Source organism: Leifsonia sp. RCC_180, from assembly GCF_058138205.1.
On record NZ_CP200340.1, the window covers coordinates 1,043,497 to 1,068,509 of the forward strand.

Consider the following 25,013-nt stretch of genomic DNA (forward strand, 5'->3'; position numbering starts at 1 on the left):
CTAGAGCGAGACGCCGAGACGGTCCGCGATCGCGCGGCGCGCGTTGGTCGCGTAGCGGTCGACCCGCTCGGTCTGTGCGACCGGCGGCAGCTCCGCGCGCAGCGCCGTCGCCAGGAAGCGGTCGGCGAGAACCGGGTTCATCGGGAGCACGGGACCGTGCAGGTGCGTACCGATCGACGCGCCGACGACCACGCCTTCCAGGCTTCCGTCGTTCCCCAGCCCTCTGACGACCCGGCCGAGCGGCTCAGCGCCGTCGAGGATCGTCCGGGCCGAGTGGTTCTCGAAACCGGCGACCGCGGTGCCGTCGGCCAGGCGCACGACGATCTCGCCGACGTGACGCGTGACGCCGAGCACGGCGCGCGTCGGGAACACGCCGGCTCCCGCGAGCATCTCGCCTTCGCCGGTCTCCAGCTCCGTGCCGAGCAGCTGCCAGCCGCCGGCGATCGCCAGGATCGGGATGCCCGCGTCGCGCCACTCGCGCAGGCGCGGACCGATGCGCAGAACATCGTCGTGGACGGCACGCTGCCCGGACAACGGCCCGGACCCGATGTGGATGAGGTCCACGGTCTGCGGCAGGTCGTCGCCGATACCGTGGGTCACCACATCCACGTCGACGCCCCGCCAGCGGGCGCGCTCGCTCAGCGCCAGCACGTTGCCCGCGTCGCCGTTGATGCCGAGCTCGGCCGGGTACAGGTGCAGGATGCGCAGCACGCTCATCGGTCCCCACCCTCCAGGTCGAGGAAGCCGAGCTGTTTGCGGATCAGCATCATCTGCTCGTAGTTGACGATCATCGTCTTCGTGCCGCGCGACGGCTTCGGGAGCGCCAAGAACGCCTGCAGCGCGGGCTTCAGCTCCGGCACCACCTGGTCGACCTCGATGCCCGCGTACGCGAACCTCGTGGCGAACTGCCACGCCTTCGTACCGGAAACCACATCCACGTGGGTCAGCTTCGACAGGTCGATGTCGTACACCCACGACGGGTCGGGCGTGCCCTCGTCGACCGAGACGAAGACCTGCTCCGGCGACTCGCTCAGGTAGTCGAGGTTGAGCTGGAGGCTCGGCGGGTTCTTCATCATGATGATCTCGATGTCCTCATCGCCGACGCGCAGCGTCTCGCCGCGGCCATAGACGGTGCGAAGCGCCGCCATGGCGGCGACGACACCGGTGGGCTGGAAGCGGTCGCCCAGCAGCCGCTGAGCCATCGCGGTCGCGCCCGCCGCATCCACCGCGTAGTGCAGCCCGCGCGCCGGGAGCCCGATGCGCACGCTCTCGCCGCCGATCGTCAGCTGCGCGCTCTGCACTTCGAGCTTGCTGACGAACACCGACGGGATGGGCAGGGTGCCCGCGACAGCGCCGGACAGGTCCTTGACGTTGGCCAGCCCGTTCGGGGAGGACTCGATGATGGACGGGGCCACGGCGAACGTCGTGACGTCGCGTCCCTGGGCGGCCAGGTCCGCACCGACGCGGGCCAGACTGTCGTCGTCGGCGTTGACCACGACGAAGTCGGAGGACCCGTCGGCGATCGAGCGCAGCATCCCGATGACGCGGGTCGGCTCGAAGAAGCGGTTCAGCTGGTCGATCTGCACGTTGAGCAGCAGGGATCCGCGCGGCTTCAGCACGCGCGCCAGGTCGACGCCGTACGCCTCGTCGACTTCGATGACCCCGACATCGCCGCGGACGTATCCGTCGAGAGGGACGTCGGCGAGCAGCGCCGAGGCGATGCCCTGCGGGAGGTTACCTCCCGAGGGGTTGGTGAAGACGTCCAGCCCGTGCTCGCGCAGGATCGCCGTGAGCATGTTCGTGGTCGTCGACTTGCCGTTCGAGCCGGACACGAAGACCACACCGAGGGGTAGCCGGCTGACCGCGCGCTCGAGGAACTTCGGCGCGATCGCGAGCGCGACCCGGCCCGGCACCGCGGAGCCGCCTCCCCGCAGGCGCAGAAGCCCGCGGGCGAGGCGGCCGGCGATGACCGCCAGTCGGTACCGCAACGGTTTACTCGAGGTAGTCGCGCAGCGACTGCGAGCGCGACGGGTGGCGCAGCTTCGCCATGGTCTTGGACTCGATCTGACGGATGCGCTCACGCGTCACACCGAAGGTGTCGCCGATCTGGTCGAGCGTCTTCGGCATGCCGTCGCCGAGCCCGAAACGCATGCGGATCACACCCGCCTCACGCTCGGACAGCGAGTCGAGGAGGCTCTCCAGCTGCTTCTGCAGCATGGTGAAGCCGACCGCGTCGGCCGGGACGACCGCTTCGGTGTCCTCGATCAGGTCGCCGAACTCGCTGTCGCCGTCCTCACCCAGGGGGGTGTGGAGCGAGATGGGCTCGCGACCGTACTTCTGCACCTCGACGACCTTCTCCGGCGTCATGTCGAGTTCCTTCGACAGCTCTTCCGGGGTGGGCTCGCGGCCGAGGTCCTGCAGCATCTGGCGCTGCACCCGCGCCAGCTTGTTGATGACCTCCACCATGTGGACCGGGATGCGGATGGTGCGCGCCTGGTCGGCCATCGCACGCGTGATCGCCTGACGGATCCACCAGGTGGCATAGGTGGAGAACTTGAAGCCCTTCGTGTAGTCGAACTTCTCGACGGCACGGATCAGGCCCAGGTTGCCCTCCTGGATGAGGTCGAGGAACTGCATCCCACGGCCGGTGTAGCGCTTTGCGAGGCTGACCACCAGACGCAGGTTCGCGCCCAGCAGGTGGCTCTTGGCACGCTGGCCGTCGCGGGCGACCCACTTCAGCTCGCGCTCCAGCTCCTTGGTGAGGTTGGGCGTGTTGGCCAGCTTGTCCTCGGCGAACAGACCCGCCTCGATCCGCATGGCGAGCTCGACCTCTTCGGCCGCGTTCAGCAGGGGGACCTTACCGATCTGCTTCAGGTAGTCCTTGACCGGGTCGGCGGTGGCGCCGGTGATCGTCGTCGAGTAGACGGGGATGTCATCCTCTTCGTCGACCGCACGCAGCACCAGGGCGTCGCTCGGCAGCGGCTCGTCGACCGGCGCAGCCGCAGCGGGCTTCTTGGTCTCGGAGTCGTCGGAGTCCTCCGCGTCGGCGTCGTCAGCCGCCTCGGTCTCGTCTGCCGTCTCGGTCTCGTCTGTCGCCTCGGTGTCGTCCGCGGCCGCGACGACCTCTTCATCGTCGATCTCGACTTCGGCGTCGTCGTCGAGGTCGTCGTCGTCGGTCGCCTTGCCCTTGGGCGCGGTCTGCTTCTTCGCAGCCGTCTTGGCGGTACCGGCCTTCGCCGTCGCCTTCTTGGGCGCTGCCTTCGCGCCCGCCTTCTTCGCTGCGGGCTTCGTCGTCTCGTCCGCGGCGACGGTCACGGTCTCTTCGACCTCGACCTCCGCATCGCGGGTCTTCGTTGCTGCACGGGTTGCCATGTGAACACCTTTCATACCAAGCAGAGGGGCCGGGATCCTGACGGCCGAGCCTGGCTCAGGGTTGCGTGCGGACACTACTAAGACCCATGTCAAGTCCTGGGTGGTTGCGCCGGGCATCGTCGAATGCTCCGGCCCAGGGACATGAACGGGTCCAGACGTTAATTATTGCACGTTCCACGTGAGCCCCCGACCACGATTGGCCATCTCGGATCGAATTGGGACGCTGGTCTCGCGCCCTATAGCGCTTCGCGCCCCCCGCGCCTCCTCCACGCTCCGACGAGTGCAACCCACAGAGGGGCCACTTCTATTCCCTCTTCGTCCTTCAGAAGGCGCCGGGTGCGCCGCCGCGCGCGCACCAGGAAGCCCACGCCGATCCCGACGATGACGTACTGGATGGCGAACGCCCAGCGGAAGTGGTCGAGCTGGTACAGCTGAGCGTCGCCCTCGGCGCCGTGCGCCTGCACGTCGAGCGAGACCCCGATCAGGAACATCATCACGAAGCTCGCGAGGAAGCCGCCGACGTTGACGATCCCGTTCGCGGATCCGAGGCTGTGCAGCGGATTGAAGGTGCGCGCGAAATCGAACCCGATCAGCGATCCGGGCCCGCCGATCCCGATGGCCGCGATCAGGACGATGACCGTCCACAGCGGTGGTTCGCCCGGCCAGAGCAGCACCAGCGTCCATGCCGCCGCCATCAGGGCGACGATGCCGAGCACCAGATTGCTGCGACGCAGCGGGAACCGCGCGGTAAGGATGCCGAGGATCGGTCCTGAGATCAGTCCGGCGCCCACCAGCACGGTGAGCAGCGCCGAGGCCTCCGCCGGTTCGATGCCGATCGCGAACACCAGGAACGGGATGCCCCACATGAGGCTGAACACGGTCCCCGACGACTGCGTCACGAAGTGCGACCAGAAGCCCAGCTGCGTGCCTGGCCGGGTGAGGCTCACGCGGAGCTGCCGCAACGAGTCCGACCAGGTCGCCGGCCGCGGCCCCTCGCTCGCGCCCACCGGACGGTCGGAGACACCGATCAGGATGCCGACGAGCGCCACGAGGGAGAGCGACGCGGCGGACAGGAAGGCGACCGTCCACCCGGACAGGTGGAGCAGCAGGGCGAACGGGACAGCCGACAGCACCTGGCCGAGCTGACCGACGTTGCCGATCCACTGCGAGAGCTGCGGCACGATCCGCCCGCGGAACCAGGAGTTCGTCAGCCGCATCAGCGAGGTGAAGACGGTGGCATCCCCGGCCCCGACCAGGATCCGCCCGACGATCGCGATGGCGATGCTCGGTGCGAGCGCCACAGCGACCTGCCCGATCACCATGAGCGCCGTCCCGACGAGCATCAGGATTCGCGAGCCGATCCGGTCGATCAGGACGCCGACGGGCACCTGCATGCCCGCGTACACGATGAGCTGGACGACCGCCAACGTGGACAGAACAGACGCCGAGACGTGGAACCGGTCGGTCGCAGCGACGCCCGCGACACCGATCGTGGTGCGCTGCATGACCGCGATGAGGTAGGCGAAGACGCCGATCCCGTAGACGACCCAGGAGCGACGCGAATTCACCGAACGATCCTACGCCCGCCTGCGGACCGGGTCCGCCCGGGGCGATGCACCGACGACGGCGTGTGTGCGCTCAGCGCTCCCCGCGGGGGTTGTCCTCTTCGCCGTGACGGCGGAACGCGAGGAAGTTCTCCAGCTCCGCCGCGATCTCGTCGGCGCTCGGCAGCTCGCCGTCGCTGTCGGTCAGCGGCGAACGCAGCTGCGTGTCCTCCATATAGGAGTCGTGGCGCTCCTCCAGCGTCCCCACCAGACGGCCGAGCTCGGCGTTGCCGGCGACCTGCTCGTCGATGTTCGCGATGAAGTCGCGGTCCTCCTGGCGCAGCCGGTCGGTCGGGAAGATGAGGGCCGTCGCGGCGCTGATCGAGTCGAGCGCCGCCACCGCGGCCGCCGGGTACTCGGTGTCCGCGAGGTAGTGCGGAATGAGCAGGATGAATCCGGCGATGGGATAGGACAGCTTCTGCAGCCGGTACTCCAGTAGGTGCAGCGCGTTGGCGGGGACCTGCGTGTGCGGCTTCCAGATGGACATCGACTCGATGAGCTCTGTGCGGTTGCCGCTGACCGTGACTCCGATCGGACGGGTGTGCGGTACGGGCATCGGGATGGCGTGCACCCAGGTGATGCTCTTCACCTTGAAGCGCTCGATCAGTCCGAGAACCGCGTCAGTGAACGCCTCCCACCGGAAATCCGGCTCGAAGCCGGACAGCAGCAGGAACGGCTGGCGGAGCTCGTCGTAGGCCAGGTACAGCTTCAACGTGGCCGGCTGGTAGTCGGTCAGGTGATCCTGATCGAAATAGATGATCGGTCGGCGCGCGCGGTAGTCGAGCAGGATGTCCGCGTCGAAGGTGGCGACCACTTCGCTGTCCAGCGTTCCGAGCAGATAGGTGCCCAGCTGGCTCACTCCGGAGCCGGCATCCGCGAAGCCGGTCAGGCCGGCCACGAGCGGCAACCCTTCCGGCACCTGGAGGGCCGGATTGAGCTCGAACAGTTCGCCGGGGTCACGCATACCTCAACTCTAGAGCGGACCCCGGTGGCGGATGCCGGCTCCGGGCCGCGTGCGGGCACGCCCACAGCGAACACGCGCGCGAGCCGTCCGTCCGCCGGCTGCGGGTTAGGGTCGAGGCATGACCGCTCCTGCACTGACCGTGACCGACGCATCCACCCCCACCACTTCGGCAGACGTGCTCGTGGTCGCCGCCCGGGCCGGGCGCGACGGCGTGACCGTGCTCTCCGGGTCACAGCGGGAGGAGCTCGCGCAGCAACTGCGCGCGGTCGGATTCGGGGGCGGCAAGGACGAGCTGGTGCGGCTGCCCGGCGACGGGTCCGGCCCGTCGCTCGCCGTGATCGGCCTTCCCGACGGCGGCGAGGATGGCCTGCGGTACGCCGCGGGCAGCGCCGTGCGGCAGCTGGCCGGCGCCGCGGCCGTCGCGATCGACTTCCCCACCGAGGGCGACGCCCAACTCGGTGCGATCGTCGAGGGCGCAGCCCTGGGCGCCTACGCGTTCATGGACTATCGGGAGAAGAGCCGGGCCGCCGCCAAGGACCCGGTGTCCTCCATCGAGGTGCTCGGAGCCACTCCGGGAACCGACACGGATGCGCTGGTCGCGCGGGCCGACGCGGTGGCCGAGGCGGCCGCGCTGGTCAAGGACCTCGTGAACACTCCCCCGCTCGACCTCTACCCCGAAACCTTCGCCGACCGCGCCGAGCAGGCCGCATCCGACCTTCCCGTCACGGTGACCGTCTGGGATGAGAAGCAGCTGGCCGCCGACGGGTTCGGCGGTATCCTCGGCGTCGGTCAGGGCTCGACGCGTCCGCCGCGGCTGGTGAAGGTGTCGTACGCTCCCGAAGGCGCGGCGCGCCACCTCGCCCTCGTGGGCAAGGGCATTACCTTCGACTCGGGCGGACTCTCGCTGAAGCCCGCCACCGGGATGGTCGGCATGAAGTACGACATGACGGGAGCCGCCACCGTGCTCGCCGTCGCCCTGGCGGCCGCGCGGCTCGCGCTGCCGGTGCGGGTGACGGCGTGGCTGTGCCTCGCCGAGAACATGCCGTCCGGCTCGGCGATCCGGCCCAACGACGTGCTCCGCATCCGCGGCGGACGCACCGTCGAGGTGCTCAACACCGACGCCGAGGGGCGCCTGGTGCTCGCCGACGGCCTCGTCGCCGCCAGCGAAGAACAGCCGGATGCGATCGTCGACGTGGCGACCCTGACCGGCGCGGCCATGGTCGCGCTCGGCACGCGCTACGCCGCCGTGATGGGCTCCGACGACCTCGTCGACGACGTCCTCACGGCCGGGAAGCGGACCGGCGAGCTGCTCTGGCCGATGCCGCTCCCGGGCGAGCTGCGCGCCACGATCAACTCGGATGTCGCCGACATCGCGAACGCGAATCCCGGCAACACCGCAGGTGGCGCGTTGCTCGCCGGAGTGTTCCTGCAGGAGTTCGTCGGGCGCACCGGCGAGGAGGACGACGCGCCGCGCATCCCCTGGGCGCACCTCGACATCGCCGGTCCCGCGAAGAGCCCGGCCGCGCCCTACGGCTTCACCGGCAAGGGCCCGTCCGCCGTCAGCGTACGGGCGCTCATCCGTCTGGCCGAGAGCTTTTCCGGGAAGTAGTAGGGTCGTATGGGCGGGAAATCCCGCCCATCAACACGCCTCCCGGAGCCACCCCTCCTGGGCGGCACATCGTGTCACATGATCCTGATGCGCGAGGGAGTAGCTGGGTGTCTGAGCAGAACTTTGACATTGTGGTGCTCGGCGGTGGGAGTGGAGGCTACGCAGCAGCGCTGCGTGCGGCCGAGCTCGGATTCACCGTCGGCATGATCGAGAAGGACAAGGTCGGCGGCACCTGCCTGCACCGCGGCTGTGTCCCGACCAAGGCGCTGCTCCACGCGGCCGAGGTCGCGGACTACTCGCGGGAGTCGTCCAAGTACGGCATCGTCACGCAGTTGCAGGGCGTCGACATCAACGGCGTGACCCAGTACCGCCAGGGCATCGTCGCGAAGAAGTACAAGGGCCTCCAGGGCCTCGTGAAGGCCCGCGGCATCACCGTCATCGAGGGCGAGGGCCGCCTGGTCTCCCCCACCACCGTTCAGGTCGGCGAGGACAAGATCGTCGGCAAGAACGTCATCCTGGCCACCGGCTCCTACTCGCGCTCGCTTCCGGGCCTCGAGATCGGCGGCCGCGTGATCACCAGCGAGCAGGCTCTCGAGCTCGACTTCGTGCCGAAGAAGGTCGCGGTGCTCGGCGGCGGCGTCATCGGCGTCGAGTTCGCGAGCGTCTGGAAGTCGTTCGGCTCCGAGGTCACCATCATCGAGGCGCTGCCGCACCTCGTCCCGAACGAGGACGAGTCGATCAGCAAGTCGCTCGAGCGCGCGTTCCGCCGCCGCGGCATCGACTACCGCCTCGGTATCCGCTTCCAGGGAGTCACCCAGAACGAGGAGGGCGTCGTCGTCACCCTCGAGAACGGCGACACCGTCGAGGCCGAGTTGCTGCTCGTGGCCGTCGGCCGCGGCCCGCTGACGCAGGGTCTGGGCTTCGACGAGGTCGGGGTCACCATGGACCGCGGCTTCGTCATCACCGATGAGCGCCTCGCCACCAACATCCCCGGCGTCTACGCCGTCGGCGACATCGTCCCCGGCCTGCAGCTGGCCCACCGCGGCTTCCAGCAGGGCATCTTCGTCGCCGAGGAGATCGCCGGGCTCAACCCGATCGTCATCCCCGACGTCAACATCCCCAAGGTGACGTACTGCGACCCGGAGGTCGCGTCCATCGGCCTGACCGAGGCGAAGGCCGTCGAGAAGTACGGCGCCGAGGGCGTCACCAGCTACGACTACAGCCTCGCCGGCAACGCCCGTAGCGAGATCATCGGCACCAACGGCAGCGTCAAGGTCGTGCGCGTGAACGACGGCCCGGTGGTGGGCGTGCACATGATCGGCGCCCGCGTCGGCGAGCTCATCGGCGAAGCGCAGCTCGCCGTGAACTGGGAGGCCTACCCCGAGGACATCGCGCCGCTGGTGCACGCGCACCCGACGCAGAACGAGTCCCTCGGCGAGGCCTTCCTGTACCTCTCCGGCAAGCCGCTGCACACCCTCTAGGACGACCAGGCGGGTCCGTCTCGCGCGGACCCGCCTGCAATAAGCTACTGAACGATCAGGTTTTGAAGGAGAGAAGCTCATGAGCGAATCCGTCAGCCTCCCGGCGCTCGGCGAGAGCGTCACGGAAGGCACGGTCACACGCTGGCTGAAGAATGTTGGCGACCGTGTCGAGGTGGACGAGCCCCTGCTCGAAGTCTCGACCGACAAGGTCGACACCGAGATCCCGTCGCCGGTCGCCGGCGTCATCGAGGCGATCCTGGTGCAGGAGGACGAGACCGTCGAGGTGGGTACCGCGCTCGTGACGATCGGTGACGGCTCCGGCGCGGGCGCTGAGGCGCCTGCTGCTCCGGCCGCCGAGGCCGCTCCGGCCGCCGAGGCCGCTCCGGCCGAGGCTGCGCCCGCACAGGAGGCCGCGCCGGCTGAGCAGCCCGCGCCGGCCCAGGAGGCAGCTCCGGCTGACGCAGCGCCCGCACAGGAGGCAGCTCCCGCTGAGGCAGCGCCCGCACAGCAGGCCGCGCCCGCACAGGAGGCCGCTCCGGCCGAGGCGGCCCCCGCTCAGCAGGCTGCGCCCGCCGCACCGGCCGCACCCGCAGAGCAGGCGCCCGCGCAGCAGGCTCCCGCTCAGGCCGCTCCGGCCCCTCAGGCGGCGGCTCCGGCGGCCCCTGCCCAGCCCGCCGCTGCAGCTCCCGCGTCATCGGGCGGCGCCCACGCCGGCAACGCCGGCTACGTGACCCCAATCGTCCGCAAGCTCGCGAACGAGCAGGGCGTCGACCTCTCGACCGTCACCGGAACCGGTGTCGGCGGACGCATCCGCAAGGAGGACATCCTCTCGGCTGCCGCTCCCGCCGCGGCCGAGTCCGCGGCTCCGGCGCCCGCGTCCGCTCCGGCTCCGGAGGTGTCGCCGCTGCGTGGCACCACGCAGCCGATGTCGCGCCTGCGCAAGGTCGTGGCCGAGCGCGCCGTCGTCTCGATGCAGTCGACCGCACAGCTCACGAGCGTGGTCGAGGTCGACGTCACGAAGGTCGCTGCTCTCCGCGACCGCGTGAAGGGCGACTTCCTGGCGAAGACCGGCGTGAAGCTTTCCTTCCTCCCGTTCTTCGCCTTGGCCGCCTCCGAGGCGCTGAAGACGTACCCCGTCATCAACGCGACGGTCGACGGCGACAGCATCGTCTACCCGGACCACGAGAACCTCTCGATCGCCGTCGACACCGAGCGCGGCCTCCTCACCCCGGTGGTGCGGAACGCCTCGGAGCTGGACATCGCGAGCCTCGCCGCGGAGATCGCCGACCTGGCCGAGCGGACCCGGAACAACCGGCTGAAGCCCGACGAGCTCGCCGGCGGGACGTTCACGCTGACCAACACCGGTTCGCGTGGAGCCCTGTTCGACACCCCGCTCGTGTTCCTCCCGCAGGTCGCGATCCTGGGTACCGGCATCGTTGCCAAGAAGCCGGTTGTCGTGTCGGCCGACGGCAGCGACTCGATCGCCATCCGGTCGACGGTCTACCTCGCCCTGTCCTACGACCACCGCATCGTGGACGGCGCCGACGCGGCCCGCTTCCTCGTCGCGGTGAAGAACCGCCTCGAAGGCGGCAACTTCGAGGCCAACCTGGGTATCTGACCCGCTCACGGGAACACCGCCCGCAAGCGCCAACCGGCTTCGCTCCTCACCAGCAGGAGCGAAGCCGGTTCGCTTTTCGGCGATCGCGCCGCGTCGGGAACGACACTCACCAGCGCAGCGCCACCCCAGCTCTCCACCAGACTCAGCCGGGCACCCGAGTAGTCCCGCGATGCTCGGGCGCCGGTGACACCGAGCGCCCCGCTCTCTTCGTCCATCAGCGCCGACGTGCCGTCGAGCACGTCCTCCAGGCAGGCGGGCGCGGCCGTTCGGGCCTCGAAGCAGACCAACCGTGCGTCCAGCAGGGCGCGTGCCGCATCCACCGGGTCGTCCCCCACCATGGCCGTCGCACCGGCCTCAGTTTTCGCAGGCTGTGCCTTCGTCGTGGCCGGGGCTGAGGCCACAGGCAACCCCGTCCGCGCGGGAGTCGGTGACGCCGTCCCTCGTCGCGCCTCTTCGACGATCGACGAACCTCGCGCGGGAGACGAACTCCCCACGGCAGAAGCACTTTCAGCGGGAGAGGCCGGCAGCAGCACGATCAGCGCCAGCGCGGCTGCGACCGGCACGAGTCCGATCACGACGAGCGCGGGGCGGCGCCGCACCCGTCCTCGCAGCCACCGGACCAGCACCCGTCCCGGGTTGTCGTCCAGAGCATCCATCGCCGAGCCGAGCATCGAGCCGAGCCTTCCGCCAACGCCCGCTCCCCTTCCTCTGCCCCGCGGTGCACTGACTTCGCGTGAACGCGCCGGCGCCGCGCCGACGGCTGGCTTCACCCCCGCCGAATCGCCGGACGACGATGCGCCCGACAGGCGCACCGCCTCCGGGGCGACCGTCCTCAGGATCGATTCCTCCACCGCGCTCCACGTACCGTGCCGCAGCCCCGTCTCGACGGAGGACAGCAGCATCATCCCGGTCCCATCGACGACCTGCAGGCAGAGGCTGCGGGCGAGCCGGTAGAACGCTTCTGCATCGACGACGGCGCTCGATGGCGTCCATTCGACGACCTGGTCCAGCGCATCCAGAGCCGGACACCCGTCGCCCACGAACACGACGCTCGCCGGCGTCAGCTCGGGTGCGCTCCATCCGGCCTCGTGCAACGAACGGATGCCCGCCGCCACGCCGAGCAGGATCGTCGCCGCCTCGCCTCCACGCACTCCGCGCCGGTCGGCGAGCAGCGTCTCGAGAGTGCCGCTCTCGGCGTACCCGAGCAGCACGGCATCGAACTCGGCGCCCCGCACCCGTAGCACCGGCGGCTCGTCCACGACACCCACCACGTGCTCGCTCGCCGCCGCCCGGCGCGCGAGCACATCCACGACCGAACCCCGTGCGGCCGGACGTGGGCGGACCCGGAGGAGACATCGCCCGGGCAGCCCGCTGCCGGACACGACGAGGCGCATCTCGCCGTGAGGATGCTCGGGGGCTCCGCCAGGACTGCCGTGCACCTCCCACCCCTGGCGGAAGGCGACAGCCCTCGCCGCGCGCAGGAGTTCAGCGGGGACCGCGGGCCGGGAACGCGAAGACGAGCGAAGGGGAATCACCCGTTCATTCCAGCCGGAACCGCCCGTCGCAGACCTTCCGCCGAAGAATCCGTGGACAGCATCCACCGCCATCCTGCTGTGAGCACATCGGCGCATGCCGCACCCACATCTCAGCACGTCGGCGATCCGCGCCACGCCCGCATAGACTGACCGGGTGACCACGTATGACGTCACGGGGCTAAGCGCCAACTCCGTGCCGTATCTCGAGGCCCTTCAGCAGCAGCGTGCCCTGCACGCCGCTGTCGTCGCAGGCCGGGCGCCCGATACCGTCATCCTCCTCGAGCACTCGCCCGTGTACACCGCGGGCAAGCGCACCGACCCGAGCGAACGTCCGACCGACGGAACCCCCGTCGTCGACGTCGATAGGGGCGGCAAGATCACCTGGCACGGGCCGGGGCAGCTCGTGGGATACCCGATCCTCCGCCTCCACGATCCCATCGACGTCGTCGGCTACGTCCGTGCGCTCGAACGGGTCCTCATCGACGTCCTCGCACGTCTCGGGGTCACCGGCGAGCAGATCGAAGGCCGATCCGGCGTCTGGATGCGACCCGCGCACAATCCGGGAGCCGAACGCGACGAGAAGATCGCCGCCATCGGCATCCGTGTCGCGGAAGGCGTCACGATGCACGGCTTCGCGCTCAACTGCTCGAACAGCCTCGACGCCTACGACCGCATCGTCGCGTGCGGCATCCGCGACGCCGGGGTGACCACGATCTCGCGCGTGCTGGGCCGCACCGTCACCCCGCAGGAGGTCGCGCCACTGGTTCAGGATGCGTTCGATCTGGAGTTCACCTCAGCGGAGGCCGTCGCGTGAGCGCCGTTCCCGAGGGGCGCCGGATGCTGCGCCTTGAGGTCCGCAACGCCCAGACCCCGATCGAACGCAAGCCCGAGTGGATCAAGACGAAGGCCAAGATGGGGCCCGAATACCGCCAGCTGCAGAGCCTGGTGAAGTCCGAAGACCTGCACACGGTCTGCCAGGAGGCGGGCTGCCCGAACATCTACGAGTGCTGGGAGGACCGCGAGGCCACCTTCCTCATCGGCGGCTCGCAGTGCACGCGCCGCTGCGACTTCTGCCAGATCGACACCGGGAAGCCGGCCGACTTCGACCGGGACGAGCCTCGGCGCGTCGGCGAGTCCGTCCAGCGGATGGGCCTGCGCTACGCGACCGTCACCGGGGTCGCCCGCGACGATCTGGAGGATGAGGGGTCGTGGCTGTACGCCGAGACGATCCGTGAGATTCACCGGCAGTCGCCGGGAACCGGCGTGGAGATCCTGGTGCCGGACTTCTCGGGAAACCCGCAGCACCTGGCCGAGGTGTTCTCCGCGCGGCCGGAGGTCTTCGCGCACAACGTCGAAACCGTCCCGCGCATCTTCAAGCGCATCCGACCGGCGTTCCGCTACGAGCGGTCGCTGGATGTGCTGACACAGGGGCGCGCCGCAGGCCTCATCACGAAGTCCAACCTCATCCTCGGGATGGGCGAGGAGCGTCACGAGATCAGTACCGCCCTGCGAAACCTGCACGACGCGGGCACCGACATCATCACCATCACGCAGTACCTGCGGCCCAGTCCGCGCCACCTGCCGGTCGCCCGCTGGGTGCATCCGGACGAGTTCGTCGAGCTTAAGGCAGAGGCAGAGGAGATCGGCTTCCTCGGCGTCCTCGCGGGCCCGCTGGTGCGCTCGTCGTACCGAGCCGGACGGTTGTGGGCGCAGTCGATGGCGGCGAAGGGACGGCCGGTTCCGGCCGAACTGCAGCACCTGGCCGACGCATCCCTCGGCTTCGCGCAGGCGGTCTCCTGAGACCGCTCTCCCCGTAGCGAACGGGTCATCTGAAACCTCGCCGAGCCGGTATCCTTGGAGCTATGGCAAAGGACAAGTCCACCAAGGAGCCCGGCCGTCTGAAGCAGATGTGGCAGGTCTTCCAGATGACCCGTCGCTACGACGATCGTGCGGTGCTGTACATCGCGCTCGGGGCTGTCCTCCCGATCCTTCTCGGCGTCCTGCTCGCCGTGTTCCTCTCCGGCGGCAACGTCTTCACGATGGTGCTGTGGATCGTCGCGGGCGTGCTCGCCGGCGTCCTGCTGGCGCTCATCATCCTGGGCCGCCGTGCCGAGCGGGCCGCCTACTCCCAGATCGAGGGTCAGCCCGGTGCCGTGGGCGCTGTGCTGCGCTCGTCGCTCAAGCGCAGCTGGCGGGGCTCGGAGATGCCGGTGGCGGTCAACGGCAAGACGCAGGATGCGGTGTATCGGGCAACCGGCCGCGGCGGCGTCGTCCTCATCAGCGAAGGCCCCGCGACGCGGACCAAGCGCATGGTCGACGAGGAGCGGCGCAAGGTCAACCGCGTGCTCCCGAACGTCCCCGTCACGATCATCAGCGTGGGCCCGGATGCGGACTCGGTTCCGCTCCACAAGGTCCCGCGCAGGCTGGCCAAGATCAAGCCGACCCTCACCAAGGCCGAGGTGCTCGCGATCAGCAACCGCCTCCAGTCCATGGAGAACCAGATGCCCATCCCGAAGGGCATCGACCCCATGAAGGTGCGCGCCCAGCGCGCGCGCTGACGGCGCCGCCGCGATCACGGCTGAGAGCCGGATCAGGCCTGAATCAGCTTGGCCTGCTCATCAGAAGGCACTTCAACGGTCTGACGAAGCATGCGGAAGTGCTTCTCCCATTCGGCCGTGGAGCCACCGGCCGCGTGTAGAGCTGTACGAACGGCCACCAGTCCGCGTTCAAGAGCTTCGGCTTCGCGCCCGCCCGCGACGTCCATCTCGAAGGTGAGCACGTGGCTGGGGGTGTCGGCGGCAAGGTCGGCATTCATCACGCCGTCGCAATCAGCCAGCGCATCGGCGAGAGTCTCGAAGATGGACTCGAAGTCCTCGCTCGACTCAAGCCGCGCCTCGACTGCGACCTCCAGATGGTAGCTCTTCACAACCGGTCCTCCCGTTTCCAGCAGTCTAGCCGCGTGAAGTATCGCCTCAGGTTGAGGAGGTACGCGCGGTTGGGCGTCAAATGGATGGTCTTAAGGTGCACGCCGCATGGGCACCGACCCTTGTAGTACTTGCGGCCTCTACTGAACGTCCATCCCGCCGTCTCGCAACGCCTGATGGTGTTCTCAATGTGCTTGTCAGGGTGAGCGGGTCTGTCTCCCATCGCCGTCCCCTCTCGTCGCTGGCCTGCTTCGCAAGCGTATGAAGAGGACGGTCAGGTCGAAGTCGGTGGAGCGAAAGGTGTGGAGAACTCCGTGTCAGGCGCGGATGAGGACGGTTCCCGCGATCTTGTCGTGGAACCCGCGCTGGTCCGAATCCCAGACCAGGGCCGGGACGACGATGCACAGCAGCAGCGTGCGGAGGACCGGGCGCCATACTCCGACCCAACCGCCGCGCACCGCGACCACGCGCATCCCGAGCACCCGGTGCCCGATGCTGCCGCCGATGGTCGGGATGAAGACGATCTGGAGAGCGGCGAAGATGAGGATCGTCGCCCACGAGTCGTAGCGGAAGAAGGCGAACGACAGCAGGGATGCGATCGCCCAGTCGATCGCGATGGCCCCGATTCGACGGCCGACCCGCCCGACCGAGCGTGGACCGGCCTCGGGAAGGCCGAGTCGCTCTCCCGGATAGCGGCTGGGGGCGATGTTGCCCGGACGGTTCGTGGGGTTCTGCGGCACGTGCCCGATTGTAGCGAGCGCGACAGGGGCGATCCTGAACTCGGGAAATCGGCGCCGCCCATCCCCGACCCGGGTACCCGTAACATGCCGGAAACATTCGCGTGACCCCCGGGAAACCCCCTCCCTCTAGCTTTGACGTGGGCTGCACGCGCAGTCCGGTCACCCGCAAAGCCATTGGGAGTCGTCCGCATGTTCCGTGATTCGTCCGAGGTGCTCAAGTTCATCAAGGACACCGACGTCAAGTTCCTTGATATCCGCTTCACCGACCTTCCTGGCGTGCAGCAGCACTTCAACATCCCCGCCTCGACCGTCGACGAGGAGTTCTTCTCCGTCGGACAGCTGTTCGACGGCTCCTCGATCCGCGGCTTCGCGTCGATCCACGAGTCCGACATGCAGCTGATCCCGGACGTGTCGACCGCCTACGTCGACCCGTTCCGCGCCGAGCGCACGCTGATCATGGTGTTCGACATCTACAACCCGCGCAACGGCGAGATCTACTCGAAGGACCCGCGCCAGGTCGCCAAGAAGGCCGAGAAGTACCTCGCCTCCACCGGCATCGCCGACACCGCGTTCTTCGCCCCCGAGGCCGAGTTCTACATCTTCGACGACGTGCGCTACGAGGTGAAGCAGAACTCCAGCTTCTACTCCGTGGACTCGGAGGAAGGCGCCTGGAACTCGGGCCGCGTCGAAGAGGGCGGCAACCTCGCCAACAAGACCCCGTACAAGGGCGGCTACTTCCCGGTCAGCCCGGTCGACAAGCAGGCCGACCTGCGCGACGACATCTCGCTGAAGCTGATCGACGCGGGCCTCATCCTGGAGCGCGCGCACCACGAGGTGGGCACCGGCGGCCAGGCCGAGATCAACTACCGCTTCGACACGATGGTCCACGCGGCGGACGACATCCTCAAGTTCAAGTACATCGTGAAGAACACGGCCAACGAGTGGGGCAAGACGGCCACGTTCATGCCGAAGCCCCTATTCGGCGACAACGGCTCCGGGATGCACACGCACCAGTCGCTGTGGAACGACGGCAAGCCGCTGTTCTACGACGAGGCCGGCTACGGCGGGCTCTCGGACATCGCTCGCTGGTACATCGGCGGCCTGCTGAAGCACGCCCCCGCGGTTCTCGCCTTCACGAACCCGACGGTGAACTCGTTCCACCGCCTGGTCCCCGGCTTCGAGGCGCCGGTCAACCTGGTCTACTCGGCCGGTAACCGCTCGGCATCGATCCGCATCCCCATCACGGGCAGCAACCCGAAGGCGAAGCGCATCGAGTTCCGTGCGCCCGACGCCTCCGGCAACCCGTACCTCGCGTTCGCCGCCCAGCTCATGGCCGGCCTCGACGGAATCAAGAACCGCATCGAGCCGCACGAGCCGGTCGACAAGGACCTCTACGAGCTCCCGCCTGAGGAGGCACGCAACATCCCGCAGGTGCCCGCGACGCTCGGCGAGGCGCTCGACGCGCTCGAGGCCGACCACGACTTCCTCACCGCGGGCGGCGTGTTCACCCCGGAGCTCATCGAGACCTGGATCGAGTACAAGCGCGAGAAGGAGATCAAGCCCCTCGCGCAGCGTCCGCACCCGTTCGAGTACGAGCTGTACTACGGGGTCTGATCCCGAATCGCTCACCGAAAGGGCCGCATCCACCACGGATGCGGCCCTTTCCGCGTATCGGGCTTCAGCCGGACGAGAACAGAAGCGTCAGGCGTTCTCCTGCGCCACAGGCACCACCGGCGCGGGACGCCGGGCCTCGATCGCCCGCCCGACCCTGCGCGAGAGGGTGATCGAGGGACGCTCCACGAAGCGGTGGAACACTTCGGCCGTCAGCAGGATGACCGGGATGAGCGCCGCCGCGATGAGCAGCCACCACCAGCCGTTCGCGCCGACGAGCACCGCGGCCGCGACCAGGATCGGCTCGTGGACGAGGTAGATGCTGAAGGACCGCGTTCCCGCCCACTGCACCGGTCGCGCCTCCAGCGGTCGCTGGACCGGGGAGGCGAAGGCGAGCACCACGACGGCGGCGACACCGGTGAGGCTGAGCAGGTAGGCGAACGCCTGGAGCGGCCCATAGCCGTTCGGAGCGATCACCGTCGGGCTGACCGTGAGCAACAGGGCGCCGGCGACGATCGGCCACCAGGTGCGGACGCGGGACGCCGTCGCCGCCAGCCGGTCGCGGTTGAAGGCCAGCAGCATGCCGATCGCGAACACGGGCAGATACTGCAGCAGGTCAGCGGTGATCCACGCGGCGGGCAGGGCGTGGCGGAAGGCATCGAACCGCGCAACCGCCGAGATGACCATCAGCAGCGGGATGGCGGCCCACCACCAGCGCGCGGCACGGGTCGCCCGGATGAGCAGGAACATGACCGGCATGAGCAGGGAGAACCAGACCTCCCAGGTGAGCGACCACAAAGGGCTGTTCAGGTTGGAGGTTCCGAACAGCAGGGTCAGGTCATGCCAGGTGCTGCTGAGGGTCGGTGCGTGATGGGTTCCCATCCAGCCGCCCATCGACGGGTCGCGGGGCACGGCCACGGCGAGAGCGAACGCCAGTGCGACCGATGCCCAGACCGGCACATACAGTCGCACGATGCGGCGTCCGTAGTACGCGAGAGTGCTGCGCCCGGTCGGGGGCCGCTTGAGGAAGGGCAGCGTGAGCACGAACCCGGAAAGGACGAAGAACACCAGCACCGCTTCGTGTCCCGCGAACAGAAGGCGGAGCGGCGTGTGGAACAGCCACCATTCGAGGCTGAACGCCGCCGGGTTCACCTTGTCGATGTACAGGGCGGAGATCGCGGGCACCACGAGCAATGCGTGGTAGCCGATGACCACGAGGGAGGCGACCCCTCTGAGTCCATCTAGCGACGCATATCGCTGCCCCTGAGTATTACTCACTTTCGCAGGATAGCCCGCGCACGGCCGAAACGCGCACCCTGAATCGGGGCCCGCGAATTTCTTTTTTCGAGCGTGTCGACCTTTTGGCCCACCGTTCGACACGATGGTAGGAGGGTGCGAGAGAAGCACCCCGGGACTGAGGGAGACACCCATGAAGTACATGCTGATCATGCGCTCGAACGACGCCGCCAAGGAGGCCTACGAGGAGATGGACTTCACCGAGGTCATCGCCCGCATGGGCCAGTACAACGAGCAGCTCATCTCGGCCGGCGTCCTGCTCGCGGGTGACGGTCTCGCGGACGACGTCGCCACCACCGGTTTCGTCGTGGACTTCTCGACGACCCCGCCCGCGATCACCGACGGCCCCTACGGGGAGACGCACGAGCTGTTCAACGGCTTCTGGATCCTCGAGGTCAGTTCGAAGGAGGAGGCGGCGGAGTGGGCCAGCCGCTGCCCGCTCGGGCCCGGGTCCAAGCTCGAGGTGCGGCGCGTGACCGATGAGAGCGACTTCGCGGCCTTCGCCGACAACGAGTGGATCCAGAAGGAGACCGAGTGGCGGGCCGCCGCCGACAAGGCGTGAGCGCTGCCGGGCTCGAGGTCAGAACACCATGAACGGGATCCCGGCACGGGTCGACGCCGTCTGGCGCATCGACGGGGCGCGCGTCGTCGCGACCTTGGCGAAGGTGACGGGCGACGTCGTCCTGGCCGAGGATCTCGCTCAGGAGGCGCTGGTCGAAGCGCTGAGGCAGTGGCCGCGGGATGGTGTGCCCGACAACCCGGGCGGCTGGCTGACCGCGGTCGCCAAGCGGCGTGCGATCGACCACTGGCGCCGGCGGGAAGGCCTCGACGACCGCTACCGCGCGATCGCGGCGACGCTGGACGAGGCGGCCGAGGACCGGTGGGAGCCGATCGACGACGACGTGCTGCGTCTCGTCTTCACCGCGTGCCATCCAGCCCTCTCCCGGGAGGGGCAGGTGGCCCTGACCCTGCGGATCGTCGCGGGGCTGAGCACCGCGGAGATAGCACGGATGTACTTCGTGCCGGTCGCGACGATCCAGCAGAGGATCGTGCGAGCCAAGAAGACGATCGCGGCGGCGCGCATCCCGTTCGCCTCACCCGAGCCGTCCGAGTGGAAGACGCGGCTTGCTGGCGTGCTCAGCGTCGTCTATCTGGTGTTCACGGAAGGCTACGCGGCAACGACCGGACGAGAGTGGATGCGCAGCGAGCTGGCGAACGAGGCCCTCCGCCTCGGCCGCACGGTGACGGCGCTACTCCCCCGCGAGCCGGAGGCGCACGCCTTGGTGGCGCTGATGGAGCTGCAGGCCGCGCGCTTTCCAGCGCGCACGCGTGCCGACGGGACGCCCGTCCTGCTCACCGAGCAGGACCGGACGCGCTGGGATCGGGCGCAGATCGTCCGGGGTCGTGCCGCACTGGCCCACGCCGACGGTCTCGGTCGCGGCCGGGGCCCGTACGCGCTGCAGGCCGCCATAGCGGAATGCCACGCGGTCGCCCCGACGGCGGAAGACACCGACTGGGACCGGATCGTGGTGCTCTACGAGGCGCTCGGCCGGATCGCGCCGAGCGCGGTGGTCGAGCTCAATCGGGCGGCCGCCGTCTCGATGGCTACGGGGCCTGCGAGCGCGTTACGGATCGTGGATGCGCTGGCCGCGCAGGACGCGCTACGCGGCTCGCACCTCCTCCCCAGCGTGCGGGGAGAGCTGCTGGCGCAGTTGGGACGGACCGATGAAGCGGTGTCGGAGCTCACCACCGCGGCCGGGCTCACCGCGAACGAGCGCGAGCGCGACGTGCTGCTCGCCAAGGCCGCCCGCCTGCGTGACGCCTGACCCACGCTCAGCCGGTGGGCGCGGGGCGGGGCTGGATGCCGTAGAAGGAGCGCTCGAAGACCTGCCGGGCGCGGCGCGTCACCGCGAGGTAGTCCTCCTCGAGGCGGCTCGCCGAACCGGGCGGGTACTCCATGAGCCGGGCGACACCGTCGAGCGCGACACGGTCGGAGGGCAGCACGTCGGCCGTCTTGTCCGCCCACAGGGTCATGGCAGACCGGGTCCGGGAGGCGAACAGCCAGGCGTCGCGGAGGCGCGCCGCATCCTCCTCGGCCACGAAGCCGTGCTCGGCGGCCGCAGCCAGCGCATCCAGAGTCGAGGTGGTGCGCAGCCCCGGGATGCCGGCGGCATGCTCAAGCTGGATGAGCTGGACGAACCACTCCACATCGCTCAGCGAACCGCGGCCGAGCTTCAGGTGCCGGGACGGGTCGGCGCCCTGCGGCAGGCGCTCGTTCTCGACGCGCGCCTTGATGCGCTTGACCTCGCGCACCGCCTGCTCGCCGATGCTCTCGGGGTACCGGACCTCGTCGGCGAGCTGCTCGAAGTCGGCGAGGAGGCCCGCATCGCCTGCCACACCGCGCGCGCGCAGCAGGGCCTGCGCCTCCCAGGTGAGCGACCAGCGCCGGTAATAGGCGCGATAGGAGTCGAGGGAGCGGACGGGCGGACCGTTCTTCCCCTCCGGGCGCAGCCCGATGTCGAGGTCGAGCGGAAGGCGGTTGTCCTCCGTCAGGCGGTTCAGCTCCGACACGATCGCGAGGGCGGCACGGTTGGCCGCCTCCTGCTCGGCGGCGAGCGGGCGGAACACGTACATCACGTCGGCGTCGGACCCGAAGCCGAGTTCCCGGCCGCCGAACCGGCCCATCCCTATGACCGCGAACTCCAGCTCGTCGCCGTCGCCGTCGCCGCGGGCCGAGCGGATCGCCTGGAGCACGCCCGCGATGATGTTCTCGGTCACGTCGGTCAGGCCGTGGGCCAGTTCTGTGATGGTGGCGAAGCCGAGGATGCCCGACAGCGCCAGCCGCAGCACCTCGCGCCGGCGCATGGCCCGCAAGGCAGCGGCAGCCGTATCGACCGACTCGTGCCGGCCGAGGATCGCGGCGGTCTCCTCGCGCAGCAGCGCCGCTGGGCGGGGGCGCAGGTCGTCCTCCGACTCGAGCCACGCGGCGGATTCGGGGATGCGGCCCAGAAGCTCGCCCGCGAAGCGCGAGCCTGACAGCACCCGCGTCAACCGCTCGGCAGCTCCCGTCGAATCCCGCAGCATCCGTAGATACCAGTGCGTGCCGCCGAGCTCCTCGCTCAGCCGCCGGAAGGTCAGGAGGCCGTAGTCGGGGTCGGGACCGTCGGCGAACCACTGCAGCATCACCGGAAGCAGGTGCCGTTGGATGGTGGCGCGCCGGGAAACACCGGAGGTGAGCGCCGCGATGTGGGCGAGCGCGCCGCGCGGATCGCGGAACCCGATCGCCGCGAGCCGCGCCTCCGCCTGCTCGCTGGTGAGGCCTGCTCCTCCGGCCAGCCGGGCGTCGTCCGCGGGCGCCGCGGCGACGGCGCTCAGCAGCGGCCGGTAGAACAGCCGCTCGTGCAGGCCCCGGACGCGGTGCTTGATCGCGTTCCACAGGACCATGAGCTGGTCGGCGTTCGCCGCGAGCCCGGTCGACCGGGCGAGGATGCGCACGTCCGCCTCGTCGCGCGGCATCAGGTGGGTGCGGGTCAGCCGCCGCAGCTGGAGGCGGTGCTCCATCAGCCGCAGCGAACGGTAGTCGCGCGAGAAGGTGGCCGACTCCTCCCGGCCGATGTAGCCCTGCGCGGCCAGCGCCGCGAGGGCCGACAGGGTGTCGCGCTGACGGACTTGCTCGTCGGTCTGGCCGTGGACGAGCTGCAGCAGCTGCACGGTGAACTCCACGTCGCGCAGGCCGCCCGGGCCGAGCTTCACCTGGTAGTGCACTTCGTCGTCGGGGATGTTGTCGGTGACGCGCTCGCGCATCCGCTGTACCGATTCGACGAAGTTCTCTCGGGAAGCGCTGCTCCAGACCTTGGGCGCGAGGGCGGCGACGTAACGCTCACCGAGGTCGAGGTCGCCGGCGAGCGGACGCGCCTTGAGGAGCGCCTGGAACTCCCACCCCTTCGCCCAGCGGTCGTAGTAGGCGATGTGCGATTCGAGGGTGCGGACGAGCGCACCGGCCTTGCCTTCTGGGCGCAGGTTGGGATCCACCTCCCAGAGGCCGGGCTCGATCGCCGGCTCGTGGATGCCGCGCATCGTCAGCATCGCCAGTCGCGTCGCGATGTCGACCGCCCGGCCCGGCTCGAGGCCCGCCTCCGCATCCCCCTCCGTGACGAAGATGACGTCGACATCGCTGAGGTAGTTGAGCTCGCGGGCGCCGGCCTTGCCCATCCCGATCACGGCGAATCGGGTCGCCCGCACCTGCTCCTCGGGGAAGCGACCTGGGCCGGTGCCGATGGTCATGCGCCGGGCGACGGCGAGCGAGGCCTCCAGGGCCGCGGCGGCGAGATCGGAGAGGGCGGCGGCGACCGCGTCGAAGCCCTCGACCGGGTCCGGCTGCTCGAGGTCGAAGCTCGCCAGCTGCACGAGACGACGCCGGTAGTGGATGCGCAGCGCGGCCCAGGCGGACTCCTCGCCGTTCGCCGCCACGCCGTCCACCGCCCCAACCGCGTCGAGGAGGTCTGCTCGTAGCTCGTCGGCGGCCGGAAGATGGGTGATCGCCGCCGCGAGCGCATCCAGCTGGGCCGGCTGGCGGAGGAAGAACTCCCCCACGCCCTCCGACGCGCCGATGACGCGGAACAGTCGCCGGGCGTCCTCCTCGGAGCCAAGCGCCGCCCGGGCCTGCTCGGGCGCCTGACGCAGCAGCCGGAGGGCGAGCGCGAGCGCCGTGTCCGGGTCGGCCGCCGTCGACAGCGCGCCCATGAGCGCATCCGTCGGCAGACCGCTGAGTTCGGCCAGCTCATCCAACTCGTCACGGACAGAGCTCAGCCCCACGAAACCGGCACGCGCCAGGGCGGTGAGGGAGAGCTGCTGTCGGGTCACGACGAACGGGTCAGAGGATCTCGAGGTTGGTCCGCAGTTCGTACGGGGTGACCTGCGCGCGGTACTCCGCCCACTCCTTGCGCTTGTTGAGCAGGACGTAGTTGAAGACCTGCTCCCCCAGCGTCTCGGCGACAAGCTCCGAGTCCTCCATCAGCGAGATGGCATGATCCAGGCTCGCCGGGAGTTGGTTGTAGCCGAGCGCGCGACGCTCTGCGTCGGAGAGCGCCCACACGTTGTCCTCCGCCTCGGGCGGCAGGTCGTACTGGCCCTCGATGCCCTTGAGGCCTGCAGCGAGCAGCAGTGAGAAGGCGAGGTACGGGTTCGCCGCCGAGTCGATCGCACGGTACTCGACGCGCGAGCTCTGGCCCTTGCTGGGCTTGTACAGCGGCACGCGGACCAGCGCCGAGCGGTTGTTGTGGCCCCAGCTCACGAAGCTGGGCGCCTCGTCGCCGCCCCACAGTCGCTTGTAGGAGTTCACGAACTGGTTCGTCACCGCGGTGATCTCCGGCGCATGGCGCAGCAGACCGGCGATGAAGTGGCGGCCGATCTTGGAGAGCTGGTACTGGGCGCCCGGCTCGAAGAAGGCGTTGGTGTCGCCCTCGAACAGCGACATGTGGGTGTGCATCCCCGAACCCGGGTGGTCGGAGAGGGGCTTCGGCATGAAGGTCGCGTACACGCCCTGCTCGATCGCCACCTCCTTGATCACCGTGCGGAACGTCATGATGTTGTCAGCGGTGGTGAGGGCGTCGGCGTAGCGGAGGTCGATCTCGTTCTGGCCGGGGCCCGCCTCATGGTGGCTGAACTCCACCGAGATGCCCAGGTCCTCCAGCATGCGCACCGAGCGGCGGCGGAAGTCGTGGGCGGTGCCGCCGGGCACGTTGTCGAAGTACCCGGCCGAGTCCACAGGCTCAGGGCCTTCGGCGCCGAACTGCGACGACTTGAGCAGGTAGAACTCGATCTCGGGATGCGTGTAGAAGGTGAAGCCGCGGTCGGCCGCCTTCTCCAGGGTCCGCTTGAGGACGTTGCGCGGGTCGGAGACCGACGGCTGGCCGTCGGGCGTGGTGATGTCGCAGAACATGCGCGCGGTCGGGTCGATCTCGCCGCGCCACGGCAGGATCTGGAACGTCGTCGCGTCGGGAAGCGCCAGCAGGTCGGACTCGTAGGCGCGGGTCAGGCCCTCGATGGCGGAGCCGTCGAAGCCGAGGCCCTCGGAGAAGGCTCCCTCGACCTCGGCCGGGGCGATCGCGACGGACTTCAGGGTGCCGACGACATCGGTGAACCACAGCCTCACGAACTTGACGCCACGCTCCTCGATCGTACGAAGAACGAAGTCGCGCTGCTTGTCCATCCTGCCCCTTTCCTCGGCCGTTCCCAGACTAGTGGTTCACTAGACTGA

20 protein-coding genes are annotated in these 25,013 nt (G+C 69.3%); 9 read left to right on the forward strand and 11 right to left on the reverse strand.

The window, feature by feature from the left end:
- The 5 genes from AB7E03_RS05170 to AB7E03_RS05190 all read right to left on the reverse strand — a co-directional run bounded on the left by AB7E03_RS05170 (nt 1) and on the right by AB7E03_RS05190 (nt 5,940).
- Nucleotides 1-717, reverse strand: coding sequence for a type 1 glutamine amidotransferase (locus AB7E03_RS05170; protein WP_489939900.1), 717 nt, complete (start codon nt 715-717; stop codon nt 1-3).
- Nucleotides 714-1,988, reverse strand: a complete 1,275-nt coding sequence (locus tag AB7E03_RS05175; RefSeq protein ID WP_489939902.1) for a MurT ligase domain-containing protein — start codon at nt 1,986-1,988, stop codon at nt 714-716. Before AB7E03_RS05175 ends, AB7E03_RS05170 begins: the two co-directional genes overlap by 4 nt.
- Nucleotides 1,989-1,992: 4 nt before the next feature.
- Nucleotides 1,993-3,372 carry an RNA polymerase sigma factor gene (locus tag AB7E03_RS05180; protein ID WP_489939904.1) on the reverse strand — a complete coding sequence of 460 codons (1,380 nt, stop codon included), beginning with the start codon at nt 3,370-3,372 and terminating at the stop codon, nt 1,993-1,995.
- 236 nt (nt 3,373-3,608) lie between these two features.
- Nucleotides 3,609-4,940 (reverse strand): MFS transporter, encoded by a 1,332-nt coding sequence (locus tag AB7E03_RS05185; RefSeq protein ID WP_489939905.1) that lies wholly within the window; start codon nt 4,938-4,940, stop codon nt 3,609-3,611.
- 70 nt (nt 4,941-5,010) lie between these two features.
- Nucleotides 5,011-5,940 (reverse strand): proteasome assembly chaperone family protein, encoded by a 930-nt coding sequence (locus AB7E03_RS05190; protein WP_489939907.1) that lies wholly within the window; start codon nt 5,938-5,940, stop codon nt 5,011-5,013.
- A gap of 118 nt (nt 5,941-6,058) precedes the next feature.
- Here AB7E03_RS05190 and AB7E03_RS05195 point away from each other — a divergent pair, with 118 nt between their 5' ends.
- From AB7E03_RS05195 to sucB, 3 genes are all read left to right on the forward strand, one after another.
- On the forward strand, nt 6,059-7,549 hold the full coding sequence (locus AB7E03_RS05195) for a leucyl aminopeptidase (protein WP_489939909.1): 1,491 nt from the start codon (nt 6,059-6,061) through the stop codon (nt 7,547-7,549).
- 107 nt (nt 7,550-7,656) lie between these two features.
- Nucleotides 7,657-9,030 (forward strand): dihydrolipoyl dehydrogenase, encoded by a 1,374-nt coding sequence (gene lpdA, locus AB7E03_RS05200; RefSeq protein ID WP_489939911.1) that lies wholly within the window; start codon nt 7,657-7,659, stop codon nt 9,028-9,030.
- Nucleotides 9,031-9,109: 79 nt separating this feature from the next.
- On the forward strand, nt 9,110-10,648 hold the full coding sequence (gene sucB, locus AB7E03_RS05205; RefSeq protein WP_489939913.1) for a 2-oxoglutarate dehydrogenase, E2 component, dihydrolipoamide succinyltransferase: 1,539 nt from the start codon (nt 9,110-9,112) through the stop codon (nt 10,646-10,648).
- 5 nt (nt 10,649-10,653) lie between these two features.
- On the opposite strand, the gene AB7E03_RS05210 is transcribed toward sucB, so the two are convergent.
- Entirely contained in the window at nt 10,654-12,087 is a 1,434-nt protein-coding gene (locus AB7E03_RS05210) for a hypothetical protein (protein WP_489939915.1), read from the reverse strand.
- Nucleotides 12,088-12,337: 250 nt separating this feature from the next.
- Here AB7E03_RS05210 and lipB point away from each other — a divergent pair, with 250 nt between their 5' ends.
- The 3 genes from lipB to AB7E03_RS05225 all read left to right on the forward strand — a co-directional run bounded on the left by lipB (nt 12,338) and on the right by AB7E03_RS05225 (nt 14,741).
- Nucleotides 12,338-12,997 carry a lipoyl(octanoyl) transferase LipB gene (lipB, locus tag AB7E03_RS05215; protein ID WP_489939917.1) on the forward strand — a complete coding sequence of 220 codons (660 nt, stop codon included), beginning with the start codon at nt 12,338-12,340 and terminating at the stop codon, nt 12,995-12,997.
- Nucleotides 12,994-13,983, forward strand: coding sequence for a lipoyl synthase (gene lipA, locus AB7E03_RS05220; RefSeq protein ID WP_489939919.1), 990 nt, complete (start codon nt 12,994-12,996; stop codon nt 13,981-13,983). The genes lipB and lipA overlap by 4 nt, the downstream gene beginning before the upstream one ends.
- A gap of 62 nt (nt 13,984-14,045) precedes the next feature.
- Entirely contained in the window at nt 14,046-14,741 is a 696-nt protein-coding gene (locus AB7E03_RS05225; protein WP_489939921.1) for a DUF4191 domain-containing protein, read from the forward strand.
- A gap of 32 nt (nt 14,742-14,773) precedes the next feature.
- On the opposite strand, the gene AB7E03_RS05230 is transcribed toward AB7E03_RS05225, so the two are convergent.
- Both AB7E03_RS05230 and AB7E03_RS05235 read right to left on the reverse strand, forming a co-directional pair.
- Nucleotides 14,774-15,109 (reverse strand): hypothetical protein, encoded by a 336-nt coding sequence (locus AB7E03_RS05230; protein ID WP_489939923.1) that lies wholly within the window; start codon nt 15,107-15,109, stop codon nt 14,774-14,776.
- 315 nt (nt 15,110-15,424) lie between these two features.
- A complete protein-coding gene (locus AB7E03_RS05235; RefSeq protein ID WP_489939925.1) occupies nt 15,425-15,847 on the reverse strand; it encodes an RDD family protein in 423 nt (140 codons plus the stop codon).
- Nucleotides 15,848-16,036: 189 nt separating this feature from the next.
- Between AB7E03_RS05235 and glnA (AB7E03_RS05240) the strand changes: the two genes are divergently transcribed.
- The gene (gene glnA, locus AB7E03_RS05240) at nt 16,037-17,461 is read left to right on the forward strand and encodes a type I glutamate--ammonia ligase (RefSeq protein ID WP_441781972.1); all 1,425 of its coding nucleotides are present in this window, start codon (nt 16,037-16,039) and stop codon (nt 17,459-17,461) included.
- 87 nt (nt 17,462-17,548) lie between these two features.
- Here the strand turns inward: glnA (AB7E03_RS05240) and AB7E03_RS05245 are convergent, their stop codons facing one another.
- Nucleotides 17,549-18,736, reverse strand: coding sequence for an acyltransferase family protein (locus AB7E03_RS05245; protein WP_489939927.1), 1,188 nt, complete (start codon nt 18,734-18,736; stop codon nt 17,549-17,551).
- A gap of 151 nt (nt 18,737-18,887) precedes the next feature.
- On the opposite strand from AB7E03_RS05245, the gene AB7E03_RS05250 reads away from it, so the two are divergent.
- Together AB7E03_RS05250 and AB7E03_RS05255 are read left to right on the forward strand one after the other, a co-directional pair.
- Nucleotides 18,888-19,316: a YciI family protein gene (locus tag AB7E03_RS05250; RefSeq protein WP_489939929.1), complete on the forward strand. Its 429-nt coding sequence runs from the start codon at nt 18,888-18,890 to the stop codon at nt 19,314-19,316.
- Between the two features lie 28 nt (nt 19,317-19,344).
- A complete protein-coding gene (locus tag AB7E03_RS05255) occupies nt 19,345-20,580 on the forward strand; it encodes an RNA polymerase sigma factor (protein WP_489939931.1) in 1,236 nt (411 codons plus the stop codon).
- Between the two features lie 7 nt (nt 20,581-20,587).
- Here the strand turns inward: AB7E03_RS05255 and AB7E03_RS05260 are convergent, their stop codons facing one another.
- Together AB7E03_RS05260 and glnA (AB7E03_RS05265) are read right to left on the reverse strand one after the other, a co-directional pair.
- Complete coding sequence (locus tag AB7E03_RS05260) at nt 20,588-23,617, reverse strand: bifunctional [glutamine synthetase] adenylyltransferase/[glutamine synthetase]-adenylyl-L-tyrosine phosphorylase (RefSeq protein WP_489939933.1); 3,030 nt, start codon at nt 23,615-23,617, stop codon at nt 20,588-20,590.
- 10 nt (nt 23,618-23,627) lie between these two features.
- Nucleotides 23,628-24,965, reverse strand: a complete 1,338-nt coding sequence (gene glnA, locus AB7E03_RS05265; protein ID WP_441781967.1) for a type I glutamate--ammonia ligase — start codon at nt 24,963-24,965, stop codon at nt 23,628-23,630.
- Nucleotides 24,966-25,013 lie beyond the last annotated feature (48 nt).

Bases quoted from the DNA above. Each gene is read 5' to 3' on its own strand.
- AB7E03_RS05170 (WP_489939900.1), bottom strand. From the start codon at position 717: ATGAGCGTGCTGCGCATCCTGCACCTGTACCCGGCCGAGCTCGGCATC.
- AB7E03_RS05180 (WP_489939904.1), bottom strand. From the start codon at position 3,372: ATGGCAACCCGTGCAGCAACGAAGACCCGCGATGCGGAGGTCGAGGTC.
- AB7E03_RS05190 (WP_489939907.1), bottom strand. From the start codon at position 5,940: ATGCGTGACCCCGGCGAACTGTTCGAGCTCAATCCGGCCCTCCAGGTG.
- AB7E03_RS05195 (WP_489939909.1), top strand. From the start codon at position 6,059: ATGACCGCTCCTGCACTGACCGTGACCGACGCATCCACCCCCACCACT.
- sucB (WP_489939913.1), top strand. From the start codon at position 9,110: ATGAGCGAATCCGTCAGCCTCCCGGCGCTCGGCGAGAGCGTCACGGAA.
- AB7E03_RS05225 (WP_489939921.1), top strand. From the start codon at position 14,046: ATGGCAAAGGACAAGTCCACCAAGGAGCCCGGCCGTCTGAAGCAGATG.
- glnA (WP_441781972.1), top strand. From the start codon at position 16,037: ATGTTCCGTGATTCGTCCGAGGTGCTCAAGTTCATCAAGGACACCGAC.
- AB7E03_RS05250 (WP_489939929.1), top strand. From the start codon at position 18,888: ATGAAGTACATGCTGATCATGCGCTCGAACGACGCCGCCAAGGAGGCC.
- AB7E03_RS05255 (WP_489939931.1), top strand. From the start codon at position 19,345: ATGAACGGGATCCCGGCACGGGTCGACGCCGTCTGGCGCATCGACGGG.
- glnA (WP_441781967.1), bottom strand. From the start codon at position 24,965: ATGGACAAGCAGCGCGACTTCGTTCTTCGTACGATCGAGGAGCGTGGC.